The 20,350-nt window shown below is 40.2% G+C and carries 23 protein-coding genes; 8 read left to right on the plus strand and 15 right to left on the minus strand.

What is annotated here, in order from left to right; translation table 11 throughout:
* Positions 1 to 50: 50 nt before the first annotated feature.
* Positions 51 to 767, plus strand: coding sequence for a Dph6-related ATP pyrophosphatase (locus FHS10_RS16105; RefSeq protein ID WP_259092368.1), 717 nt, complete (start codon positions 51 to 53; stop codon positions 765 to 767).
* Between the two features lie 229 nt (positions 768 to 996).
* Here FHS10_RS16105 and FHS10_RS16110 read toward each other — a convergent pair whose 3' ends face one another.
* Complete coding sequence (locus FHS10_RS16110; protein WP_259092370.1) at positions 997 to 1,245, minus strand: hypothetical protein; 249 nt, start codon at positions 1,243 to 1,245, stop codon at positions 997 to 999.
* A gap of 4 nt (positions 1,246 to 1,249) precedes the next feature.
* Positions 1,250 to 1,888 (minus strand): DUF3291 domain-containing protein, encoded by a 639-nt coding sequence (locus FHS10_RS16115; protein ID WP_259092371.1) that lies wholly within the window; start codon positions 1,886 to 1,888, stop codon positions 1,250 to 1,252.
* 244 nt (positions 1,889 to 2,132) lie between these two features.
* On the opposite strand from FHS10_RS16115, the gene msrC reads away from it, so the two are divergent.
* The 6 genes from msrC to FHS10_RS16145 are packed head-to-tail and all read left to right on the plus strand — an operon-like array spanning position 2,133 to position 6,963.
* Positions 2,133 to 2,609 carry a free L-methionine (R)-S-oxide reductase MsrC gene (gene msrC, locus FHS10_RS16120; protein ID WP_259092374.1) on the plus strand — a complete coding sequence of 159 codons (477 nt, stop codon included), beginning with the start codon at positions 2,133 to 2,135 and terminating at the stop codon, positions 2,607 to 2,609.
* On the plus strand, positions 2,609 to 3,259 hold the full coding sequence (locus FHS10_RS16125; RefSeq protein WP_259092378.1) for an alpha/beta hydrolase: 651 nt from the start codon (positions 2,609 to 2,611) through the stop codon (positions 3,257 to 3,259). Before msrC ends, FHS10_RS16125 begins: the two co-directional genes overlap by 1 nt.
* A complete protein-coding gene (locus FHS10_RS16130; RefSeq protein ID WP_259092380.1) occupies positions 3,256 to 3,858 on the plus strand; it encodes a DNA-3-methyladenine glycosylase in 603 nt (200 codons plus the stop codon). The genes FHS10_RS16125 and FHS10_RS16130 overlap by 4 nt, the downstream gene beginning before the upstream one ends.
* 47 nt (positions 3,859 to 3,905) lie before the next feature.
* The gene (gene kynU, locus FHS10_RS16135) at positions 3,906 to 5,192 is read left to right on the plus strand and encodes a kynureninase (protein ID WP_259092382.1); all 1,287 of its coding nucleotides are present in this window, start codon (positions 3,906 to 3,908) and stop codon (positions 5,190 to 5,192) included.
* 8 nt (positions 5,193 to 5,200) lie between these two features.
* Positions 5,201 to 6,055 (plus strand): bestrophin family protein, encoded by an 855-nt coding sequence (locus FHS10_RS16140; RefSeq protein WP_259092384.1) that lies wholly within the window; start codon positions 5,201 to 5,203, stop codon positions 6,053 to 6,055.
* A gap of 5 nt (positions 6,056 to 6,060) precedes the next feature.
* The gene (locus tag FHS10_RS16145) at positions 6,061 to 6,963 is read left to right on the plus strand and encodes a histone deacetylase family protein (RefSeq protein WP_259092386.1); all 903 of its coding nucleotides are present in this window, start codon (positions 6,061 to 6,063) and stop codon (positions 6,961 to 6,963) included.
* Here FHS10_RS16145 and FHS10_RS16150 read toward each other — a convergent pair.
* From FHS10_RS16150 to FHS10_RS16165, 4 genes are read right to left on the minus strand one after another with little or no spacing between them, the layout of a single operon-like run.
* A complete protein-coding gene (locus tag FHS10_RS16150) occupies positions 6,960 to 8,339 on the minus strand; it encodes an MATE family efflux transporter (protein ID WP_259092389.1) in 1,380 nt (459 codons plus the stop codon). The genes FHS10_RS16145 and FHS10_RS16150 overlap by 4 nt on opposite strands.
* A 52-nt stretch (positions 8,340 to 8,391) precedes the next feature.
* Entirely contained in the window at positions 8,392 to 9,015 is a 624-nt protein-coding gene (locus tag FHS10_RS16155; protein WP_259092392.1) for an AlbA family DNA-binding domain-containing protein, read from the minus strand.
* 24 nt (positions 9,016 to 9,039) lie between these two features.
* Positions 9,040 to 9,483, minus strand: coding sequence for a GNAT family N-acetyltransferase (locus tag FHS10_RS16160; protein WP_259092395.1), 444 nt, complete (start codon positions 9,481 to 9,483; stop codon positions 9,040 to 9,042).
* A gap of 21 nt (positions 9,484 to 9,504) precedes the next feature.
* Positions 9,505 to 9,981, minus strand: a complete 477-nt coding sequence (locus tag FHS10_RS16165) for a DUF4442 domain-containing protein (protein ID WP_259092398.1) — start codon at positions 9,979 to 9,981, stop codon at positions 9,505 to 9,507.
* 205 nt (positions 9,982 to 10,186) lie between these two features.
* Between FHS10_RS16165 and FHS10_RS16170 the strand changes: the two genes are divergently transcribed.
* Positions 10,187 to 10,384 carry a hypothetical protein gene (locus FHS10_RS16170; RefSeq protein ID WP_259092400.1) on the plus strand — a complete coding sequence of 66 codons (198 nt, stop codon included), beginning with the start codon at positions 10,187 to 10,189 and terminating at the stop codon, positions 10,382 to 10,384.
* Between the two features lie 65 nt (positions 10,385 to 10,449).
* Here FHS10_RS16170 and FHS10_RS16175 read toward each other — a convergent pair whose 3' ends face one another.
* The 9 genes from FHS10_RS16175 to FHS10_RS16215 form a co-directional block, all read right to left on the minus strand.
* Positions 10,450 to 11,244: an SDR family NAD(P)-dependent oxidoreductase gene (locus tag FHS10_RS16175; RefSeq protein WP_259092402.1), complete on the minus strand. Its 795-nt coding sequence runs from the start codon at positions 11,242 to 11,244 to the stop codon at positions 10,450 to 10,452.
* Between the two features lie 227 nt (positions 11,245 to 11,471).
* Entirely contained in the window at positions 11,472 to 12,719 is a 1,248-nt protein-coding gene (locus FHS10_RS16180; RefSeq protein ID WP_259092404.1) for a tetratricopeptide repeat protein, read from the minus strand.
* Positions 12,720 to 12,725: 6 nt separating this feature from the next.
* Complete coding sequence (locus FHS10_RS16185; RefSeq protein ID WP_259092406.1) at positions 12,726 to 13,802, minus strand: tetratricopeptide repeat protein; 1,077 nt, start codon at positions 13,800 to 13,802, stop codon at positions 12,726 to 12,728.
* A 48-nt stretch (positions 13,803 to 13,850) separates the two neighbouring features.
* The gene (gyrA, locus tag FHS10_RS16190) at positions 13,851 to 16,424 is read right to left on the minus strand and encodes a DNA gyrase subunit A (RefSeq protein WP_259092407.1); all 2,574 of its coding nucleotides are present in this window, start codon (positions 16,422 to 16,424) and stop codon (positions 13,851 to 13,853) included.
* A gap of 163 nt (positions 16,425 to 16,587) precedes the next feature.
* Positions 16,588 to 16,986 carry a hypothetical protein gene (locus FHS10_RS16195; RefSeq protein WP_259092410.1) on the minus strand — a complete coding sequence of 133 codons (399 nt, stop codon included), beginning with the start codon at positions 16,984 to 16,986 and terminating at the stop codon, positions 16,588 to 16,590.
* An 11-nt stretch (positions 16,987 to 16,997) separates the two neighbouring features.
* Positions 16,998 to 17,912 (minus strand): oxygen-dependent coproporphyrinogen oxidase, encoded by a 915-nt coding sequence (gene hemF / locus FHS10_RS16200; protein ID WP_259092413.1) that lies wholly within the window; start codon positions 17,910 to 17,912, stop codon positions 16,998 to 17,000.
* Positions 17,913 to 17,947: 35 nt separating this feature from the next.
* The gene (locus FHS10_RS16205) at positions 17,948 to 19,180 is read right to left on the minus strand and encodes an MFS transporter (protein WP_259092414.1); all 1,233 of its coding nucleotides are present in this window, start codon (positions 19,178 to 19,180) and stop codon (positions 17,948 to 17,950) included.
* A 114-nt stretch (positions 19,181 to 19,294) separates the two neighbouring features.
* Positions 19,295 to 19,492, minus strand: a complete 198-nt coding sequence (locus tag FHS10_RS16210) for a cold-shock protein (RefSeq protein ID WP_090650362.1) — start codon at positions 19,490 to 19,492, stop codon at positions 19,295 to 19,297.
* Positions 19,493 to 19,626: 134 nt separating this feature from the next.
* Positions 19,627 to 20,262 (minus strand): peroxiredoxin, encoded by a 636-nt coding sequence (locus FHS10_RS16215; RefSeq protein ID WP_259092415.1) that lies wholly within the window; start codon positions 20,260 to 20,262, stop codon positions 19,627 to 19,629.
* Positions 20,263 to 20,350 lie beyond the last annotated feature (88 nt).

The raw sequence follows: 20,350 nt of genomic DNA on the forward strand, positions 1-20,350 counted from the left end.
TTACTTGCCTGAATTTGTCGGTAAAGTTTACTATAGTTGATTACAATTTGATGAAAAGTTGCATTTTTAACTGGAGCGGAGGGAAGGATAGCGCCCTGGCTTTGTACCATTGTTTGCAGGACCCAAATATCCAAATCAGGTGCCTGGTAACCACCATCAATGACGCCGCCGACCGTATCTCGATGCATGGCGTACGCACGGAATTACTGGTTAAGCAGGCCGAAAGCATCGACATCCCGCTGTACCAGATCCGCCTGCCCGAAATGCCCGGTATGAACGAGTATGATGAAGTGATGAGTTATCATCTAAATCACTTTAAAAATGAGGGAGTTACGCACGCTATCTATGGAGATATCTTCCTGGAGGACCTGAAAGCATACCGCGATGCCCGCCTGGCCGAAGCCGGCCTTACCGGCATTTATCCTTTATGGAAACGGGACACTACGGAGCTGATCAATGAGTTCTTAAATCTTGGTTTTGGAACCGTAATCGCCTGTACACAAGAGCGTTTGGCGCACATAGCAGGGCAGGAGATAAGCTTGGAATTGATCAATTCCCTCCCTGCTGATGTAGACGTTTGCGGCGAGAATGGCGAATTTCATACCTTCACTTTTAAGGGCCCTATCTTCAAAGATGCCATCGCCTACAAAACCGGCATCAAGGTTTTCAAGGAGTATGCCGCTCCTAAAAACGTTGACGATTCATGCGTTCCATCACAAGATCAAAAACCCTCCGGATTTTGGTATTACGACCTTTTACCGGCTTAACTTCCCATTTATTTGGCGAAATATTCGACAGAATAAGATTTTTTAATAGTTTATAACTAAAATGACTATCAGCATTTTATCATGATTTTACTTAACTAATAAATGACAGCCATCACGATTAATAGTTGCTATCGCACTCTAAAATGCAGTTTTTGCCAAATAAAATTCCGTTAACGAAATTTATGAAATTTAAAATACTATTAATCAATTACTTAATATATAAATCGTGTTAAAAATTATACCTGTAATAGCTATCCTTAAAGTCGGTGCGCATATCTATAAACCGGGTGCCAACCTTCTTTAAAAACTCGTCGTCGAGCAGTTCAAAAACACTGTTTACCCCATCGGTCAAATCCATTTCCGGGATCTTAAAAGTTTGCTCCAGGGTACCCTGTTCTATCTTGATAATAAACTTCTGGTTCATGCTTAGGATGGAGATCTTAAAATCGGGATGTGGTAGTTCGGCAATAATTCTCATATCGTTATTTATTCAATAGGTTATTCAAAGGATCCTGTCCGTTTAACGATCCAAAGCTGGCAATGAGCCTGAAACGGGCAAAAAGCTCTTCGCTATACCAGTTTTCGCTGCGGGTTAGTTTAATTACTTCAGCATGTTCGCGGCTCTTATAGGCAAAGTTTTTAACGTCATCTACACTCTCCCATATCGAGAAGGTAGCCTGTCTGTAAAAGGGAGCTTCACCTACGCCGAAAGAGGTTATATAGCCTGGTGCAGAGCTCATTATTCCAGCCACCTCATCTACATGGCTCCAAAAATTTTTCAATCGGCTAATCCTGATAGTCGCCCTGGTAAGCACCGCAACCGGCCCGGTATAATTTTGTGTATCGGGATTACCAAATGGCTCTTTACCATCCCATTTACCATGGCTTTGCAAAGGCTGGCACAATATGGTATATCCCTCATGACCAAGTACTTTCCACCAGTTAGCTATAAAAGAATGGTTATAAAACCGGTCAAAATCCTCTTTGGTTTCCCAGCAGGCCAGTAAACCCCATTGTTGCCAGTCGGGTTGCAGGTCAAAAGTGCCGTTTTTACCAGATCCAAGCAACTTGTAAAACGTGCAGCCCTTTTGTATTAGTAGTGGCAAGCGGTGTATAGCCATAGCTAAAAGCGCAAATGGGACAAACAATTTACGGTAACGAACGATAGTTAAACTAACAAACATGTACCGCTAAATAAAAGATTAAATGTGATATTTTGAGTATCAAGTATCAAGTAGTTAGTATCAAGTTCATAACAGCTTCATACTTTAATGAAGGTAGCGGTGCTTAGCCGGCTCTGTTATTCAACGGTAAAAAGAAAAATCTTGCTACCTGATACTCGTTGCTTGATACTATCTTTACACCATGGCAGAGGATTTAAACATAACTACATCAACCGATAAAACAGAACAGTATACCGCTTTAATCCCACAAATTGAAGCATTACTATACGGAGAGCCCGATCTTGTAGCCAATTTGGCTAACATCTGTGCCGCCCTAAAAGAGCAATTTAAATGGTTTTGGGTTGGCTTTTATATGGTGAAAAATGGTGAATTGGTTTTAGGCCCGTTCCAGGGACCTGTAGCCTGTACACGTATCAGCTTAGGCAAAGGTGTTTGCGGTACCGCATGGCAGAAGGCAGAAACATTGGTGGTACCTGATGTTGAAGCGTTTCCGGGGCATATAGCCTGCAGTTCGCTTTCGCAGTCGGAGATTGTAGTGCCTGTATTTCATAATGGCGAAGTTGTAGGTGTTTTGGATGTTGACAGCGAATTACTGGATCAATTTGATGAAACCGACGCGAAGTTCCTTGAGCAGGTCGTAAAGCTGATTCAGTTTTAATGAGTCGGATTTACCTCATAGCCGGCCTTGGTGCCGATACCAGGGTGTATAACAATATTGATCTTCAGGACCATGAAGTTATACCTGTAAATTGGATAGAACCCGACTTGCAGGATACTTTAGTTACTTACGCAAAAAAGCTTATTTATCAATATGATATAAAACCTAATTCAACTTTAATAGGTAATTCTTTAGGCGGAATTATTGCTGTTGAGATAGCCAAATTTATGCCTGTTAAAAAGGTGATCCTGATCTCCAGTATCAAAACCAATGACGAAGCCCCCGGCTATTTTAAGTTCTTCAGGAACTTACCAATTCAAAAGATCATCCCTGGTAAACTCTTTACTTCGGCAGGCTTTTTGGTGAAACCAATGTTTGGCCATATGAACGCCGAGGATGCCTGGCTGTTTAATGACATGCTAAAGCACACCTCGCCTGTGTTTGCAAAATGGGCTATGGATGCGGTGCTCCATTGGAAAAATGAGGTGATTCCTCCAAATCTTTACCACATAACCGGCGATAAAGACCTCGTATTTGACTATAAAAAGATCAAAAATGCAACCATTGTTAAAGGCGGTACGCACATCATGATCTTTGATAAGGCCAAAGAAATCAACAAATTACTCAAGCATATTCTCAACAAAAAATGAAATTAGGCGAGGATTATTACTTAGGCAACAATGTTGTAACTATCAGTAAAAACCTGTTAGGCAAGTATTTATTTACCTGTATTGATGGTGTAACTACAGGTGGCTATATTATTGAAACAGAAGCATATAATGGTGTCATAGATAAAGCATCACATGCCTATAGCAATCGCCTCACCACCCGAACCAAAACCATGTTTATGCAGGGTGGTATAGCTTACGTTTACCTCTGCTATGGCATCCACGAAATGTTTAATATCGTTACCTCTGTTGAGGGCGAGCCACATGCTATACTGATACGGGCCATTAATCCAACTGATGGCATCGAGACCATGCTGCAACGCCGTAATATGCTGATTGCAAAGCCAAACATTACCGCCGGCCCGGGTTCTGTAGCCCAGGCATTGGGAATTTCCAGGAATATTAACGCCATCAGTCTGCAAAGTGATACCCTTTGGATAGAAGACAGGGGGCTTTATTTTACGGATGATGAGATAACTATCGGCCCGCGGATAGGTGTTAGCTACGCCGGCGAGGATGCCTTTTTACCTTACAGGTTTTACGTAAAAGGTAATAAATTTGTAAGCAAGCCCAATAAATAAGCCTTTGCAGGCATGGATTAGCCACAAGCTTTTTGTAATATTGACCGATGGATTATCAAAATACCTTAGCGTTCGCGGTAGCGCAGGATGAACAAGATGTTTTAAAAGATTTCAGAAACCGCTTTTTTATACCAAAGCATAATGGCGAAGACGCTATATATCTTTGCGGCAATTCACTCGGCCTGCAGCCCAAATCATCTGCCCAATACCTTGCCGATCAGATGAAAAACTGGGAGAGTCTTGCTGTTGAAGGTTGGTTTCAGGGCGACGATCCCTGGCTGGAATATCACAAATCACTTTCAACGTCAATAGCCAGGATAGTAGGCGCTAATAAAAATGAAGTTTCCGTAATGAATTCACTTACAGTGAACCTTCACCTGTTAATGGTAAGTTTCTATAAACCAAATAGTAAGCGCTTTAAGGTCATCATGGAAGGTGGAGCTTTTCCATCAGATCAATATGCTGTAGAAAGCCAGGTAAAGTTTCACGGATTTGATCCAAAAGATGTTGTTATCGAGATCTTCCCGCGTGAGCGTGAGCTAACTTTACGCACAGAAGATATTCTGAAAACCATCGAAACCCACGCAGATGAACTGGCATTGGTTTTATTCAGTGGCATCAATTATTACACCGGTCAATTCTTCGATATTCAGGCCATCACCATAGCGGCACATCAAGCCGGGGCTTACGCGGGGTTCGACCTGGCTCATGCTGCCGGAAATGTGCCACTGCATCTCCACGAATGGGATGCCGATTTTGCCTGTTGGTGCTCATACAAATACATGAATTCCGGTCCGGGTGGCATTAGCGGCATTTTTGTACATGAAAAGCACTTTACAGATAGCGCGATGAACCGCTTTGCAGGTTGGTGGGGATACCGTGCCGACAAACGTTTTTTGATGGCTCCGGGCTTCGATCCCGCCTTAGGTGCAGATGGCTGGCAGGTTAGTACCAGTCCAATATTGCTCCTGGCCTTATTTAAGGCCTCTATGGCTATTTTTGATGAAGTAGGCAATATTGGTATGCTTCGAGAAAAAGGCGTGGCTCTGACAGGCTATTTGGAGTTTTTAATTAATGAGATAAATAAAACGAAAGGCGAGGAGGTATTCCGGATCATTACACCTGCTAATCCGGCAATCCGTGGCAGCCAGCTTTCGATAGTTTGTACACAAAATGCTAAAGCGATTTTTAAATACCTTGCCGAAAACGGCGTAATCGGCGATTGGCGCGAACCGGATGTGATCAGGTTGAGCCCGGTGCCTTTATATAATTCATTTAAAGATGTTTATAAAGCTGCAAAGCACCTTTCAGATGCCTTGGATGCTGTAAAATAATTATCGATATGGTTTATTACAATCCCAAAGAATGGTTTTCTTTCATATTTAAGATCAACAAGGCCGATACCTTGTGGGAGTTATTTCCGCTTATCTTATCGGTTGGCGCTTATGCAGGTGCGGTCACGTATCTGCTGATTGATTTTTGGCATCTGCCGGATACAAGCTTGCTCCGCAAGGTAAGCTTCATTCATCAAACTATCGGCTTTGTGTTTTCATTGTTGCTGGCTTTTCGCATCAATTCGGCTTATGATCGATGGTGGGAAGGCCGTAAAATTTGGGGCAGCATGGTAAACAACAGCCGCAACCTTGCTTTGAAACTTAAACATTTGGTTGATCCGACCGAGTATTCATTTTTTAGCTACGCCATACCCATGTATTCCCGGGTGCTTCGTGATCACCTGCGTGATGTTTATGTACATGAAGAACAGGATTTTATTGCTATCGACAGAAAAAAACATGTACCCAACCAAGTGGCATCGGCGATTATCGAAAACATTTACAGGTTAAATAAAGAAGGTAAGATCAACCCGGAACAATTATTTAGCATAACCGCCGAAATGGGGTCATTCACAGACAATTGCGGTGCTTGCGAACGCATCAGAAAAACGCCCATTCCTTACTCTTATAACGTATTTATCAAGAAATTCATTTTTACTTATATCATGACGCTGCCCTTTACCTGGGCATTTGATATGAAATATTTTACCATACCTATTATTGGTTTTGTGCTGTTTGTGTTTGCAAGTATCGAAATTCTGGCCGAGGAGATTGAAGACCCGTTTGGCTTTGATCCTAATGATCTGCCACTGGATAATATCTGCGAAAACATCCAAAAACACGTAGGGGAGATCCTCGGCTAATTGTTATGCTCAAAATAGCCTTCGACCCGATATACGCACACCCATTGCCTGAAGGTCACCGGTTTCCGATGCTAAAGTATGAATTGATACCCGCCCAATTACTGCACGAGGGTATCATCACCAAAGAAAACCTGTTTTCACCGGACCTGATCTCGGAGGATGTTATCCTTAAAACACATGAGCAGGAATATTGGCAACAGTTACGGGATCTTACTTTACCCGCAAAAGAGCAAAGGCGAATTGGCTTTCCATTATCTGCCCGACTTATTGAACGTGAAATGAGGATTGCAAAGGGGACAATTGATGGTTGTGAATTCGCTCTCGAAAATCGTGTTGCCTTTAACGTCGCTGGTGGTACCCATCATGCCGGATCAAATTGGGGCGAAGGTTTTTGTATGCTAAACGATCAGGCAATTGCTGCTAATTACCTGTTGGATAAAATTTCAGCTAAATCTATCTTAATTGTAGATTTAGATGTTCACCAGGGAAATGGTACGGCTCAGATCTTCGAAAACGAACTGAGGGTATTTACTTTTTCGATGCATGGCGATAAAAATTTCCCGTTTAGAAAGGAGCGGTCTGATCTGGATATCCCCTTAGCTGATGGCGTAGCTGATGAGGAATATCTTGATATATTAAAAAGGATATTGCCAGAGCTGATCAGCCGTCAACAGCCCGATTTTATATTTTACCTTGCCGGTGTAGATATTTTGAGTACAGACAAACTTGGTAAGCTGGCTTTAAGTAAAGAAGCTTGTAAAGAACGGGATAGGTTTGTTTTTCAGCAATGCATAAATAACAATATTCCTGTTCAGGTGAGTATGGGCGGCGGCTATTCGCCGCAAATAAAAGATATTGTAAATGCCCACTGCAATACGTTTAAAACAGCGACAGATCTCTATTTTTAATCATCTGCTAAAACTGAGAATGTTTTGTCCCGATGATGTTTGCTGATGATATTAAACCGAATAAACAGTAGGATAGAGGCAGTAACCAAGCCCAATACCAGGCCGTACCAAATGCCGCTCACACCCAAATTAAATTTAATACCAAGCACGTATCCAATCGGTAAACCAATTACCCAATAGGCTAAAAAGGTTATAAAAGTTGGAATGTTTACATCGCCCATGCCGCGCAAAATGCCAAGCCCTACAACCTGTGTGCCGTCAAACAACTGAAAGAATGCAGCAATGATAAGCAATTGACCTGCAATGTCAATTACGGTTTTATCCGAAGTGAAAATCCAGGGTAAGGCATGTCTTCCCAAGGCGAAAACTATCGCCGTAAAGGTCATAAATATTAATACGATGTGATAATTGGAAATAGCGCCAAGGCGTAAATTTTTATGATCGCCAATCCCAAAATAGTTTCCCGATTTTATGGCAGCAGCAGCACCTATACCGCTTGCCATCATGTAGGTCATCGATGCCATCGTAATAGTGATTTGATGGGCTGCCTGGCTCACATAGCCTATGGTACCAACCAATAACGCCGCGCCGCCGAAAGCGCTGATCTCAAAAGTGTACTGCATGGCTACCGGCGCGCCGATTTTTAATATATCAAGCGATCGTAATCTGTCGATATTTTTAATGGCAAAGTTTTTTAAGTAGGCTTTAAAATTTGCCGATCTGAATACATAAATCCCCATTACTGTTGCCATTAAACAGCGGTCTATTAATGTACTGTATCCAACACCTTTGATCCCCATAGGATGTACGCCAAACAGGCCTTTTACGAATACAATTCCTAAAAAGATATTGAGTACATTCCCCGCTACAGATATGATCATAGCTTGCATTGTAAAGCCCAGGCCTTCGGCAAACTGTTTAAATGTGTTAAATAGCAACAATGGAATGAGTGACAAACTAAGCAGTAGTAAATATGGCTTAGCCTCTTTGATAACCACCGGCGATTGATCAAGATGGCTGATTAAAAGTGTTGTGCCAAAATAGATGCCACAAAATAGAATCACTCCGCTAAGCATATTTAAAAACAAGCTGTTTGATAGCAATATGCCGCATTCTTTATAGTCCTTACGTCCATTGTTTTGGGCTATTAACGGAGTAAGTCCGTAAGATATACCCATGCCGATAACCAAAGGCATCATAAAAAGGCTATTTACAGTTGATATGGCGGCGAGAGATATCGTTCCTGCGAAATGACCAACAATAATAGTATCCGAAAGTTGAACCGTCATATGGCCCAGATTTGACAATACAACAGGGCCAGCCAGTTTTAAACTTTCATTGTAAAAGGTACGATATTTTTTATAAACGGCTTTCATGATTGATTTGCAGGGCTGCAAAAGTAATGATTAAGGCCGATAGTTGCTGTGATTAGCAAGCAGTATAGTATTCTTCTTTTTCGGTTGTGTTGATGCGAATAAGGCCGGAAAGTATCAAATCGACCAGGATTCGTTGTGTGCGCCGACGGCCCATTTTTAAAAGTTCACTACATTCTTTGATAGTAACACGTCCAACTTGCTCCAGGTGACTTAACAGCGTTTTTTCATTTTCAGAATATTCTATCAATACACCCTTGTCGCTGGCAGATCGTTTGAGAACTTCCAACACAATTTTGCTGGCAAGTACACTCTTGTCTTTTACCCTTACGTATGCCCACCATTTACCATCGTCGGCAAGTGCATAATGAGGTTTAAGATCGCTTGCCTGTGTGTTTACCACAAGCACCAATTTATCATCAACATAAATTTCTTCAAAGGTCGGCTCAAGAGCAGGTCGGGTAAACATATGGGCTGCACGGGTAATCATATAGCGCTCCTCATCTTCAGATTTTACGCCTTTAATAGTGCCGTCATCCGCCACGCCAATCAACAGCTTGCCCCCCTTGTTATTAGCAAAGGAAACCATTGTTCGTGCTATTTTTTCGCAGCTGGTAATTGTTTTTTTAAAGTCGAGTGTGACGCCCTCGCCCTCAAAAATTAGTTTTTTGATATTCATTATGGCTCCCTGTCCTTAAACTAATTATTGAGTTTTGTACGGTGTAAATATCTCCATCCATCGTTCGGGTTTTGTTATCTGGCTAAAACCAAACTGATTATATAAGCCCTGGGCATCTGCCGTGGCCAACGACCAGCGTCTTAATCCCCGCAGATCAGGATGATTAACAATGGTTTGAATTAACCATTTCGACAGTCCTTTTTTTCGGAAGCTTGTTAAAATAAATACGTCGCAAATGTAGGCAAAGGTGGCATTGTCTGTAACCACACGCGCAAAGCCGGCAAACTCATCACTCTCATATACCCCAAAACACATTGAATTGGCTATCGCCCTTTCTAATCTTTCACGTGGGATACCTTGCGCCCAGTAGGATTCATTATTTAAGTAGTTGTAAATTGTTTCAATATTTAACAAAGACTTATCGGTCGAGATCAGGAAGCCTTTTTTGAGAAAAGCTTCATCGTTCATAAAAGCAGCCATTAATTAAAATTACAAATTCGGATCGATAAAATCCAGGTTACGTACATAAACTTCGTTCATTAATGACACACAGATGTCGCCATTTTTGTCATAAATATCAATAGGGTGGTGCGCGGTATATTTACCGGTTGTATTTAATATATTTTCGGCGATTAAAATCTCTTCCTCACTTAACTTTATCCTGAAACTCAAATCGGTTAAGCTCGGCTTTAAGTATTTGATAGTTGCCGATTTTGACCAAACTTTAAGACGATAGCCCTTTTTGATAAATAACTGGTGGAATAACAGGGGGTAAAAAGGATCGGCGGCAGCAAAGAGCGTCCCGCCAAAAATAGATTTATTATAGTTTCTATTTAAAAAACTATTTTTGATCCTAACCTCAACACCCTTGTAGCCTTTATCAAAACCAACAACCCAGATGCGTTGAAACAGGAGAGGGGGGTAGATGCGCATTGCCCATTTTAACACTCCTTCTGATACTGCCATGGCGTTAAATATGCAAAAAATAAAATAAAACATCACTTACTTAAAGTCAAAAAAACGTTTTAATACTCTGGAAGGTGAATTAGATTAAAAAATAATTTCACGCCAATTATTTTACATAATAAGCAAACTCTTTTAAACAATACATTATAACTGTGGTTAATAGTATGTTCATTCGATAACGTTAAACAATCTATAACTCATAACTATGAAAAAGCAAATTTTAAATCTGGCACTTGTCGCGACAATGGTAGGTGCGATTGCAACCGGCTGTAGTTCAGAAAAAAAAGCAAGTAGCGGATCTGACAGCACTAAAATGGATTCGGCTTCAACAACGACCCCGGCAGCTACAACTGACACCGCCAAAACCGATACGATGAAAAAGGACACAGCTAAGAAAATGTAATTTTTTCAACGAAATAAAAAAGGTCTGGCTTAAAACCAGACCTTTTTTATTTGATTAATGTGTTATTAGAATGCTGTTTTGATAACACCGCCATCCGCCCGCAACGATGCGCCGTTGGTGGCAGCTGATAACGGACTGGCTATATAAGTTACCAGGTTTGCAATCTCGTCGGTTGTAATAAAGCGTTTTAAAATTGACGTGCCCCGCATATTGGCAAAAAAATCTTTTTCAATTTCGGCATTAGTCAAACCCTGATCTTTAGCTAATGATTCGATAAAATCGCCAACGCCCTCGGAAAGCGTTGGGCCTGGCAACACCGAATTTACAGTAACAGCTGTTCCTTTGGTGAGTTCGGCAAGGCCGCGTGCAACCGCAATCTGTGCCGTTTTTGTCATACCATAATGAATCATTTCAGCCGGAATCTGCAAGGCCGACTCACTTGAGATGAAAATTATCCGTCCCCAGTTTTTGCTGATCATTCGGTCAAAATAAGCACGTGAAAGGCGCACGCCGCTAAGTACATTTACTTCATAAAATTTAAACCAATCCTCATCGGTTATCGCTTTAAATTCTTTGGGTTCAAAAATACCTACATTATTTATTAAAATGTCAACTTCAGGTAGTTGCGTTATTAAATTTTCAATTTGTTTTTTATCCGAAAAATCGGCTGCGATTCCTTTAACATTTTTGTTGCCGGTTTCTTCAATGATTTTTTGGGCCGCTTTATCAACTTTATTCTGATCGCGACCATTAATGTACAACTGAACACCTTCGGTTGCTAATGACTTTGCTATAGCATAACCAATACCGGCGGTCGATCCGGTAACTAATGCGATTTTATTGTCTAATTTGAGATCCATGATTTTTGTTTATAAGTTTCAGTAATACCCACAACCTTGATACCGGGATCGGTGTTTGGCAGTATTTAAATATAAAGATTAAATCAGTTTGACAAATCTATGTATATCGTAGAAATGCAAGCCTTACAAATGTATTTTTTTATGTTAAATATATTTCTCATAATTAACATTATGTTAAATATGAGAAATAAAAGAAAAGGACTTTTTCAAGTCCCCTCTTATAATTTTTATTGTTTTGGTAAAGCGTCAATCTCCGCTTTCAACTTGGCAGCATTTGCATCATCTTTAACACCAAGGTAATAAGTTCTTAAATTTGTTAATGCATCAATTGATTTTGGATTTAACTCCTTAGCTTTTTGCAGATATGGTTTTGCAGCTTCAAACTGAAGTTTTGCTTTAGCAATGGCCGCATCGTATTCTTTTTGCTTGTTAGCTGGTAACTTATTGGCAGCGTTATATTCATCAATTGCCGGGTTAATAATAACGTAACCTAAATTGAGGTTAGCTTCAAAATAATTAGGGTCGATTTCCAACGCTTTTTTATACATTTCGGCTGCCTTGTTATAATTTTCTACCTTAGTTGCCTGTAGTTTGCTTTTAGCAGCGACATCTTTAGTTTTAGCTTGTTCTTTGATGATAGCCTCGGCAGTTTGTGAGTACGTTAAACCAGCGTAGTAATATAAAGTTTTGTTTTTAGGATCGGAGGCTAACGCGGTTTGAATTTTATCCAACACCTCTTTTTCTTTTCCTGTTTGCAGACTGATCTCTATTTCTCTTTTACGTAACTCAGAATTTGATGGGAATTTCGTTACCCCTTCAGAAACTGTTTTAAGTGCACTTGCGGTATCTGCTGTTAATAAATATACGGATGAAAGATCAAGGTATATGGTTTGTACCTTTGAAAATTTCATGGTAAGCAATTTATTATAGTTTGATATAGCAGCAGGATAATTTTTAGAGTTTGCCGCAGATAAGCCTGTGTAATAAATAGCATTGGTATCCTCTGGCAAAATGGTACGGTAATAATCAAATGATTTGTAGGCCAGGTCATATTTACCGTTACCATACTCGGCAACACCCTTAGTAAGCTGATATTGGGCCAGATTTAAATAAGCGGTTTCAATAATTTGTTTGTTTTCGCCTTTAGTATCAAGTTCTTTCGCTTTTTTCAACGCTTCTTCGGCAGTTGTAAATAAAGGCAATGATGTTGTTGCTACAGTATCAAGGTTAGCATAGGTTGAGTAAATCGCTCCCTTTAAAGCGTAAGTTTGAGGCAATAAAGCTGTTTTTTCATTAGCCGCTGCTTTGTCAATTGACTCTTTCGCAGTTGTAAGACTGGTTTTTGCTAAAGGTGTACCTCTTAAGCTTTCATACTTTTCATATTCTGTTTGCGCAGTTTTTAACTCGCCTTTTTGTGCAAACGTTGTTGCTGAAACGAAGCCCAAAAGGCCAGCCATCAAAAGTTTGATTTTCATGTTTTGTTAATTAGTAAGCTGTTTTAATTTATTGTTTATTCTGTCTAATTGATCTTTATTATTGGTTTTGGTATAAACCAATTGTAAGGCCTCCAGGCCTTTTATGTTATTTGGCGCTATCTCATTCGCTTTTTCAAGCCATTGAACTGCCATCCCTAAATTTCTGTTGCTTTCCCCCTCCTGCTTAGCAATCGCACTTTGTTTGAGATATAAAAGCCCTAAATTAAATGCTGGGTCATAAGCAGATACATTTAATTCAATGGTGCGCAAATAAAGTGATTCTGCCTGGTCGTATTTGTTTAAATGGTCATAACAATTGGCTGCAACAAATGCAATATCGGCGTTATTTGCATTAATATCAAGCAGTTGCCCCACCAATGGCTCTAAAGCTTTATAATCTTTTAAGTTATTGTAAATATTCGCTTCGTCCAGTAACAAAAATCTATCAGCAGGCAACAATCTCCTGCCTTTTTTTAAAATTTGAAGCGCTTTTGAAGTGTCGCCTAACGACTTATAGATGTTAGATGCGGTTTCGATATACTCCGTTTTAGTACTATCTATAGCTAAAAGATTGCTGTAATACTTCGCTGCATCAACAAGATTACCCATTTTATTATTTGAATACGCTATATAGTCGTTTATCTGGGTAAAGTTTGGAGCGTATTTTTTTGCATTTTCAAAAGACTGTCTGCCATTTGCAAAATCAGAGTGATTTACAAACTCAAAACCATTGCGAATATAGACATTGGCCAGGCAGCGCCTGGCATAGTCAATTTCGGGTTGATGATTATATATTTTAGCATTACCTGATAGCTTATCTATCAATGCAGCTGTTTGCGGCAGCAAAGTGGCCGGTTGACCTAAGGTATTTGCCGAATCAATATACAAGATACTTGCATTGATTAAAGCTCTGTAGGTATTCTTGGTTAAATCTGCCGAATCAGATTTGGTAACCACCAAGCTATCTGCCGACTTTTTTGCAGCTCTCAGATATTTCAGATCTTTTTTCTGTTTATAAAAAGCAAGATTATTTACCACAACTTTCAACGCTTCGGACTGAGCGAAGGCAAAAGTTGTGGTCATGAATGGTATTAAAATCGATAAAACAATTTTACGGCACTGCATAGTTATTTATTCAGTTGGTTCGTTAGTTGTTGGCTCCTCTCCTCCTTCAGTCGCTTCGCCTTCTTCGGTCGGGCTAATCTCGGCATTTTCATCAACTTCTTTCTCTTCGTCTTCGTCGTGCTCAATTTTTGCAACCGATGCAATTTCGTCGTTTCCTTTGAGGGTTATTAACCTTACGCCTTGTGTAGCCCTGCCCATTGTGCGTAGTTCGCTGATAGCAATACGGATAATGATGCCTGATTTATTGATGATCATTAAATCTTCTTTATCAGTAACACCTTTTATGGCAACAAGGTTTCCGGTTTTTTCAGTAATATTTAAAGTTTTTACACCTTTACCACCACGGTTGGTTACTCTGTAGTCGTCAATATCGGTACGTTTTCCATAACCTTTTTCAGATACTACCAATACTGTGGTTTCGGCGTCGTTAATACTGATCATACCTACAACCTCATCATTCTCATCGTCGAGCGTAATACCTCTAACACCTGTAGCGGTACGGCCCATCGGCCTAACAGTCGATTCGTTGAAGCGAATAGCCCTGCCCGATTTAAGCGCCATTACAATTTCGCTGGTGCCTGTAGTTAAAGTTGCCTCTAATAATGAATCGCCTTCATTGATATTAATTGCATTGATGCCGTTTGCACGCGGACGTGAATAGGCTTCTAACGAAGTCTTCTTGATGGTACCCTTTTTGGTACACATTATAATAAAGTTATTCTCCAGGTATTCTTTATCCTTAAGGCTGATTAGCTTGATGTAAGCTTTGATATTTTCCTCTTTAGGAATATTGATGATATTCTGAATGGCACGGCCTTTTGAGGTACGCGTTCCTTCCGGAATTTCAAATACACGCAACCAGTAACACTGGCCCGATTCTGTAAAGAACAACATGTAGTTGTGGTTTGATGCAACTAACAGGTGTTCAATAAAATCAGCATCACGACTGTTGCTGCCAATGGAACCTTTTCCACCTCTACCCTGGCGATGATATTCGGTTAAAGGCGTACGCTTAATGTAGCCTTCACGTGATATGGTGATTACTACATCCTCATCCTCAATAAAGTCTTCAGTTTGCATTTCTGCCGACGAGTGAACCATTTCGGTACGGCGCTCATCGCCATATTTTTCTTTGATCTCTGCAAGCTCATCTTTAATGATCTGCATTCTTAAGCCTTCGTCAGCTAAGATAGATTTCAAATAGTCAATCAGTTTCATCAACGCTGCGTATTCATCTTTGATCTTATCGCGCTCAAGTCCGGTTAACCGGCGTAGCGTCATATCTAAAATTGCACGGGCTTGTATGTCTGATAAACCAAACTGGGCTATCAATCCTTCCCTTGCCTCATCCGGCGTTTGTGAAGCACGGATCAGGCGAATCACCTCATCCAAATGATCCAAAGCGATCAATAAACCCTCCAGGATGTGAGCACGTTTCTCGGCTTCCGAAAGCTCAAATTTAGTACGGCGGACCACAACTTCATGCCTGTGTTCCACAAAGTGGTGGATCAGGTCCTTCAGGTTAAGCATCATTGGGCGGCCATTAACCAACGCAATGTTGTTTACACTAAATGAAGTTTGTAAGGCGGTGTATTTAAATAAGTTATTAAGTACGATAGCTGCATTAGCTTCGCGTTTTATCTCATAAACTATACGGATACCTTCCCTGCTTGATTCATCACGAATGGCAGATATACCTTCCAGTTTTTTGTCGTTAACCAATTCGGCAGTCCGCTCTATCATTAATGCCTTATTTACCTGGTAAGGTACTTCAGTAACAATAATGCGTTCCCTATCGTTACCATGGGTTTCAATTTCGGCGCGTGACCTGATCACAATTCTGCCACGGCCTGTTTCCAGTGCTTCTCTCGGGCCTTCAAAACCGTAAATGATGCCGCCTGTAGGAAAATCGGGACCTTTAACATATTTCATCAGTTCGGTAACCTCAATCTGGCGGTTGTCAATTAATGCAATGGTAGCATCAATAACTTCCGATAAATTGTGCGGGGCCATGTTGGTGGCCATACCTACTGCAATACCAGATGCTCCGTTAACCAAAAGGTTAGGGAATTTTGCAGGTAATACTGTCGGCTCCTCCAAGGAGTCGTCAAAGTTCAATTGAAAATCGATGGTATCCTTGTTGATATCAGCCAGCATTTCCTCGGCAAGTTTTTGTAAACGTGCTTCTGTATAACGCATTGCTGCAGGCTCATCGCCATCAATAGAACCATAGTTACCCTGTCCTTCAACTAACAGGTAACGTAAACTCCATTCCTGGGCCATACGTACCATGGTATCATAAACAGATTTATCACCATGTGGGTGATATTTACCCATTACCTCACCCACAATACGGGCAGATTTTTTGTAGGGTTTATTGGCATTTAAACCCAAATCAAGCATGCCGAATAAAACACGCCTGTGTACGGGTTTTAACCCGTCACGAACATCTGGTAATGCCCTTGATACGATAACCGACATTGAATAATCAATGTAGGCCGATCGCATTTCTTCATCAATATTTATCGAAATTATTCTGTCTTCCTTGTGTGAATTATCGTTTTCTGTTCCTTCGGCCATTTTTTATTTATTTGTGGAATCTTCTCTCTATAATTGCGCGTTAAAATTGATTTTTAAACGACCTGCGAAGTTAAGAAAATAGTTGATTAATGTGACAAACCGGCAAGGATAGCCATCTTTTTTTTATGCACATTAACTAAGTTGTTACCATTGCAGGTTAGTATTATTTGATCCTCACCCAGTGATCTTCTACTTTATTCCCGTTAGGCAAAATGCTGAGCAATTTAAGTGTATCATTACTAATAATATAAGTGTATTTTACGGTTTTATTAAGCAGATTAGAGGGTTGCAGGCTGTAGGTTTGGGTTTCGAAGCAGGTATCTCCCCTTAGCACATAATCTCCCTTTTCATAGATGACGTTTGCTTCGCCTTTTTCTTTTACAATGGCCTTATAGTGCTGCTTATCATAAGTGCGCTGCAAAATGTACCCAGCAGAGGCAGTATCGATCTTCCCATTAAACAGGCCTCCCCTATATTCCCAAACACCTTTTAAGGGGGCATCTCCGTTGTTAAATGAACATAAAACGGCAACAATTAAAACGGGTAGAATAAGCTTTTTCATAGGCAAAAGTTTTAAGCCCAATTGATACCTTTTTTTAATAAAGATAGGGTTTTTTCTTCTTCACTGCCGGCTGTAGGTTGGTAATTATATACCCATTTTGCTGTTGGCGGCAAACTCATTAAAATAGACTCAATGCGGCCGTTAGTTTCCAATCCAAATCGGGTACCTGCATCATAAACAAGATTAAATTCGGTATAACGACTGCGGCGCTGGTATTGCCATTGCTGATGGTTTTCAGTAAATGTTTTGATTCTGTTGCGATTTACCAGTTCGGTATAAATAGGGATAAATGACCGACCGAGCGCTTTTGAAAAATCAAAGATGTTTTCCCAGCTTAAGTCGTCGTTGGCTGTTAAGCGATCGTAAAAAACACCACCTATGCCCCTGGTTTCATTACGGTGTTTGATAAAGAAGTAATCATCGGCCCAAAGCTTAAAGCGATGATAAAAGTCGTGATAAAAAGCATCACAAACATCTTTGAGTCCTTTATGGAAGAATTTGGCATCTTCATCAATAACATAATGAGGCGTTAGGTCAATCCCCCCGCCAAACCATCTTATCGGTTTATCATTGCCGCCCATGGTAGATGGCATTTCAAAGTACCTGATGTTCATGTGAATGATGGGTACCATCGGGTGGTTGGGATGGATCACGATAGAAACGCCGGTAGCAAAAAAATCATCAGAATCAACCTGTAAGGCCCGTTTCATCGTATCTGGAAGCTGGCCATGTACCGCCGAAAAGTTAACTCCCCCCTTTTCAAAAATATCGCCGCTTTGAATGATACGTGTGCGACCGCCACCACCACCTTCCCGCTCCCACTTTTCTTCTTCAAACTTAGCTACACCATCGGTTTGCTCCAATGCTGCACATATCTCATCCTGTATCTGTTGGTAATCGGCAGCTATTTGTTCTTTGCTAATCATTACTGCAAATGTAATTTAATTTGAGAATTGGCAGATTAGCTTATTTCCACATAATCTAAATCCTTGCCGAACGACTCTTTTAATTGACTTAAAGACAATAGCGCAATAACAGTAAGTAATCCCATCATAACAAAGCCACTTGTTAACATCCCGTATCGCACGACAAATAAATTAAAAACAGAGTTTATCGGAATCAACGCACCACGCACAAAATTAGGTACTGTTGTTGTAACGGTTGAACGAATATTTGTACCGAATTGCTCTGCAGCAATAGTTACAAAAGTAGCCCAGTAACCAACGGTACATCCCATAAAAAAGCTCAGCCAAATAAACTGATGCGTGGTTATCCCTTTCGTTGTTAGATAAGCCGTTACGCTTACTACTGAAAGGAGTAAAAAAATCAGCATTGTTAATTTTCTTGATTTGGTTAACTGTGCTAAAAGTCCTGCAAATATATCACCAACTGCTATGCCTACATATGAATATAAAATGCCTTTGCCGGCACTTAAAACCTCAGGTGCACCTAATGCCTGGCCAAACTCCTTGGCTTGGGTTATTAGGATGCCTACCACATACCATAAAGGCGCTCCGATTAAAATACAATATAGGTATTTTAAAAAGCGCTTGCGGTCATTAAATAGCATCAGCAAATTTCCTTTTGATACATTGCTTTGTGCAACATTTTTATACATCCCAGATTCAAATGTGCCAATCCTTAGCAGTAGTAAAACTATACCAAGGCCTCCACCTACAAAATAAGCATTACGCCAACCATATGATGCAACATTTGCCGCAGCTACGGCACCAAAAAGACCAATAACCGCTACCACCATAGTTCCATATCCTCTTTTATCTTTACTTAAGGTTTCACTAACCAACGTAATACCTGCCCCTAACTCCCCAGCTAGTCCAATACCTGCAATAAACCGGATAATAGCGTAGGTATTAATATCATGCACAAGCCCGTTGGCGAAGTTTGCTATCGAGTATAAAAGTATCGATCCAAATAAAACTTTTATACGACCAAATTTATCGCCCACAACGCCCCAGATCAGACCTCCTAATAACAAGCCAAACATCTGCATGTTAATGATATACACGCCTTGAAGCCTGATAGCGGCCGCAGGAATACCTATTGCACCCAAACTTTCAACGCGTACTATAGAAAATAAAACAAGATCATATATATCAACAAAATAGCCAAGTGAAGCTACAAGAACCAGGAAAATCATGTTGCGGGTAGCTTTGGCAGCGGTAGTATCAGTCATAATTTAAAGTAATTGGTTGGCTAAAGTAGCAGAATTTTATATATAAAATCAAAAAAATGGCACAAAAAAAACCCCCACAATATGCAGAGGTCTCTTGCGAATAACTTTGGTTAACTATGCTTTTTTAACATTTACTGCCTGTAATCCTTTTCTGCCTTCTTCCACTTCGTAAGTAACGCTATCATTATCTTTGATGGCGTTTACGCCGCCCTGTACATCTTTGAAGTGTACAAAAAGATCTTTACCATCTTCGGTAACGATAAAGCCATAACCTTTTTGTGTGTTAAACCATTTTACTTTTCCAGTTTTCATAATTATTGTATTAAATTTTTGTTGTGAGATTAAAAACTAAAGCCAAACTGAAAATAAAATGGTTTTAATGTTCAGACGGAATAGATAACCCTATCTTTTTCAAATATATAAAATAATTAATAAACCAAATAAAATTATTTATTAGGTTGTGGAGTGGTGCGTAAATAGGGTTTAATGAGTGTAAAACCTTTTGGAAATTTGGCGGGGATGTCTTCTGTCTTGGTTGCTGGTACCACTACTACGTCTTCACCGTCTTTCCAATCAGCCGGGGTTGCTACTCCGTAATTGGCGGTCAATTGCAATGAGTCGATAACCCTTAAAATTTCCTGGAAATTACGACCTGTTGACGCGGGGTAAGTAATAATCAACTTAACAGCTTTATCGGGGCCTATGATAAACAACGAGCGCACAGTAGCATTTACTGAAGCATTTGGATGGATCATATCATAAGCTTCAGAAATTTTGCGGTCTTCGTCGGCTATGATTGGAAAGTTTACCTCTACACCTTGCGTTTCGTTAATATCGTTGATCCAGCCGGTGTGCGATTCAACAGAATCTACACTAAGAGCCAATACTTTAACATTGCGTTTAGCAAACTCATCTTTAAGTGCTGCCGTTTTTCCTAACTCGGTAGTACAAACAGGTGTATAATCGCCTGGATGTGAAAATAATACTGCCCAGCTATCACCAAGATATTTGTAAAAATCTATATCTCCTGCGGAGGTTTTTGCTTGAAAATTTGGGGCTTTATCGCCTAATCGTAAACTCATGACTTTTAAAATTTAAGTAGAATTAAAGTCTACTAAGTTAATATACATTAATTGACAAATCCAAATTAAACAGAAATTATGCAACAAT

Source organism: Mucilaginibacter dorajii (assembly GCF_024808255.1).
Lineage (GTDB): Bacteria > Bacteroidota > Bacteroidia > Sphingobacteriales > Sphingobacteriaceae > Mucilaginibacter > Mucilaginibacter dorajii.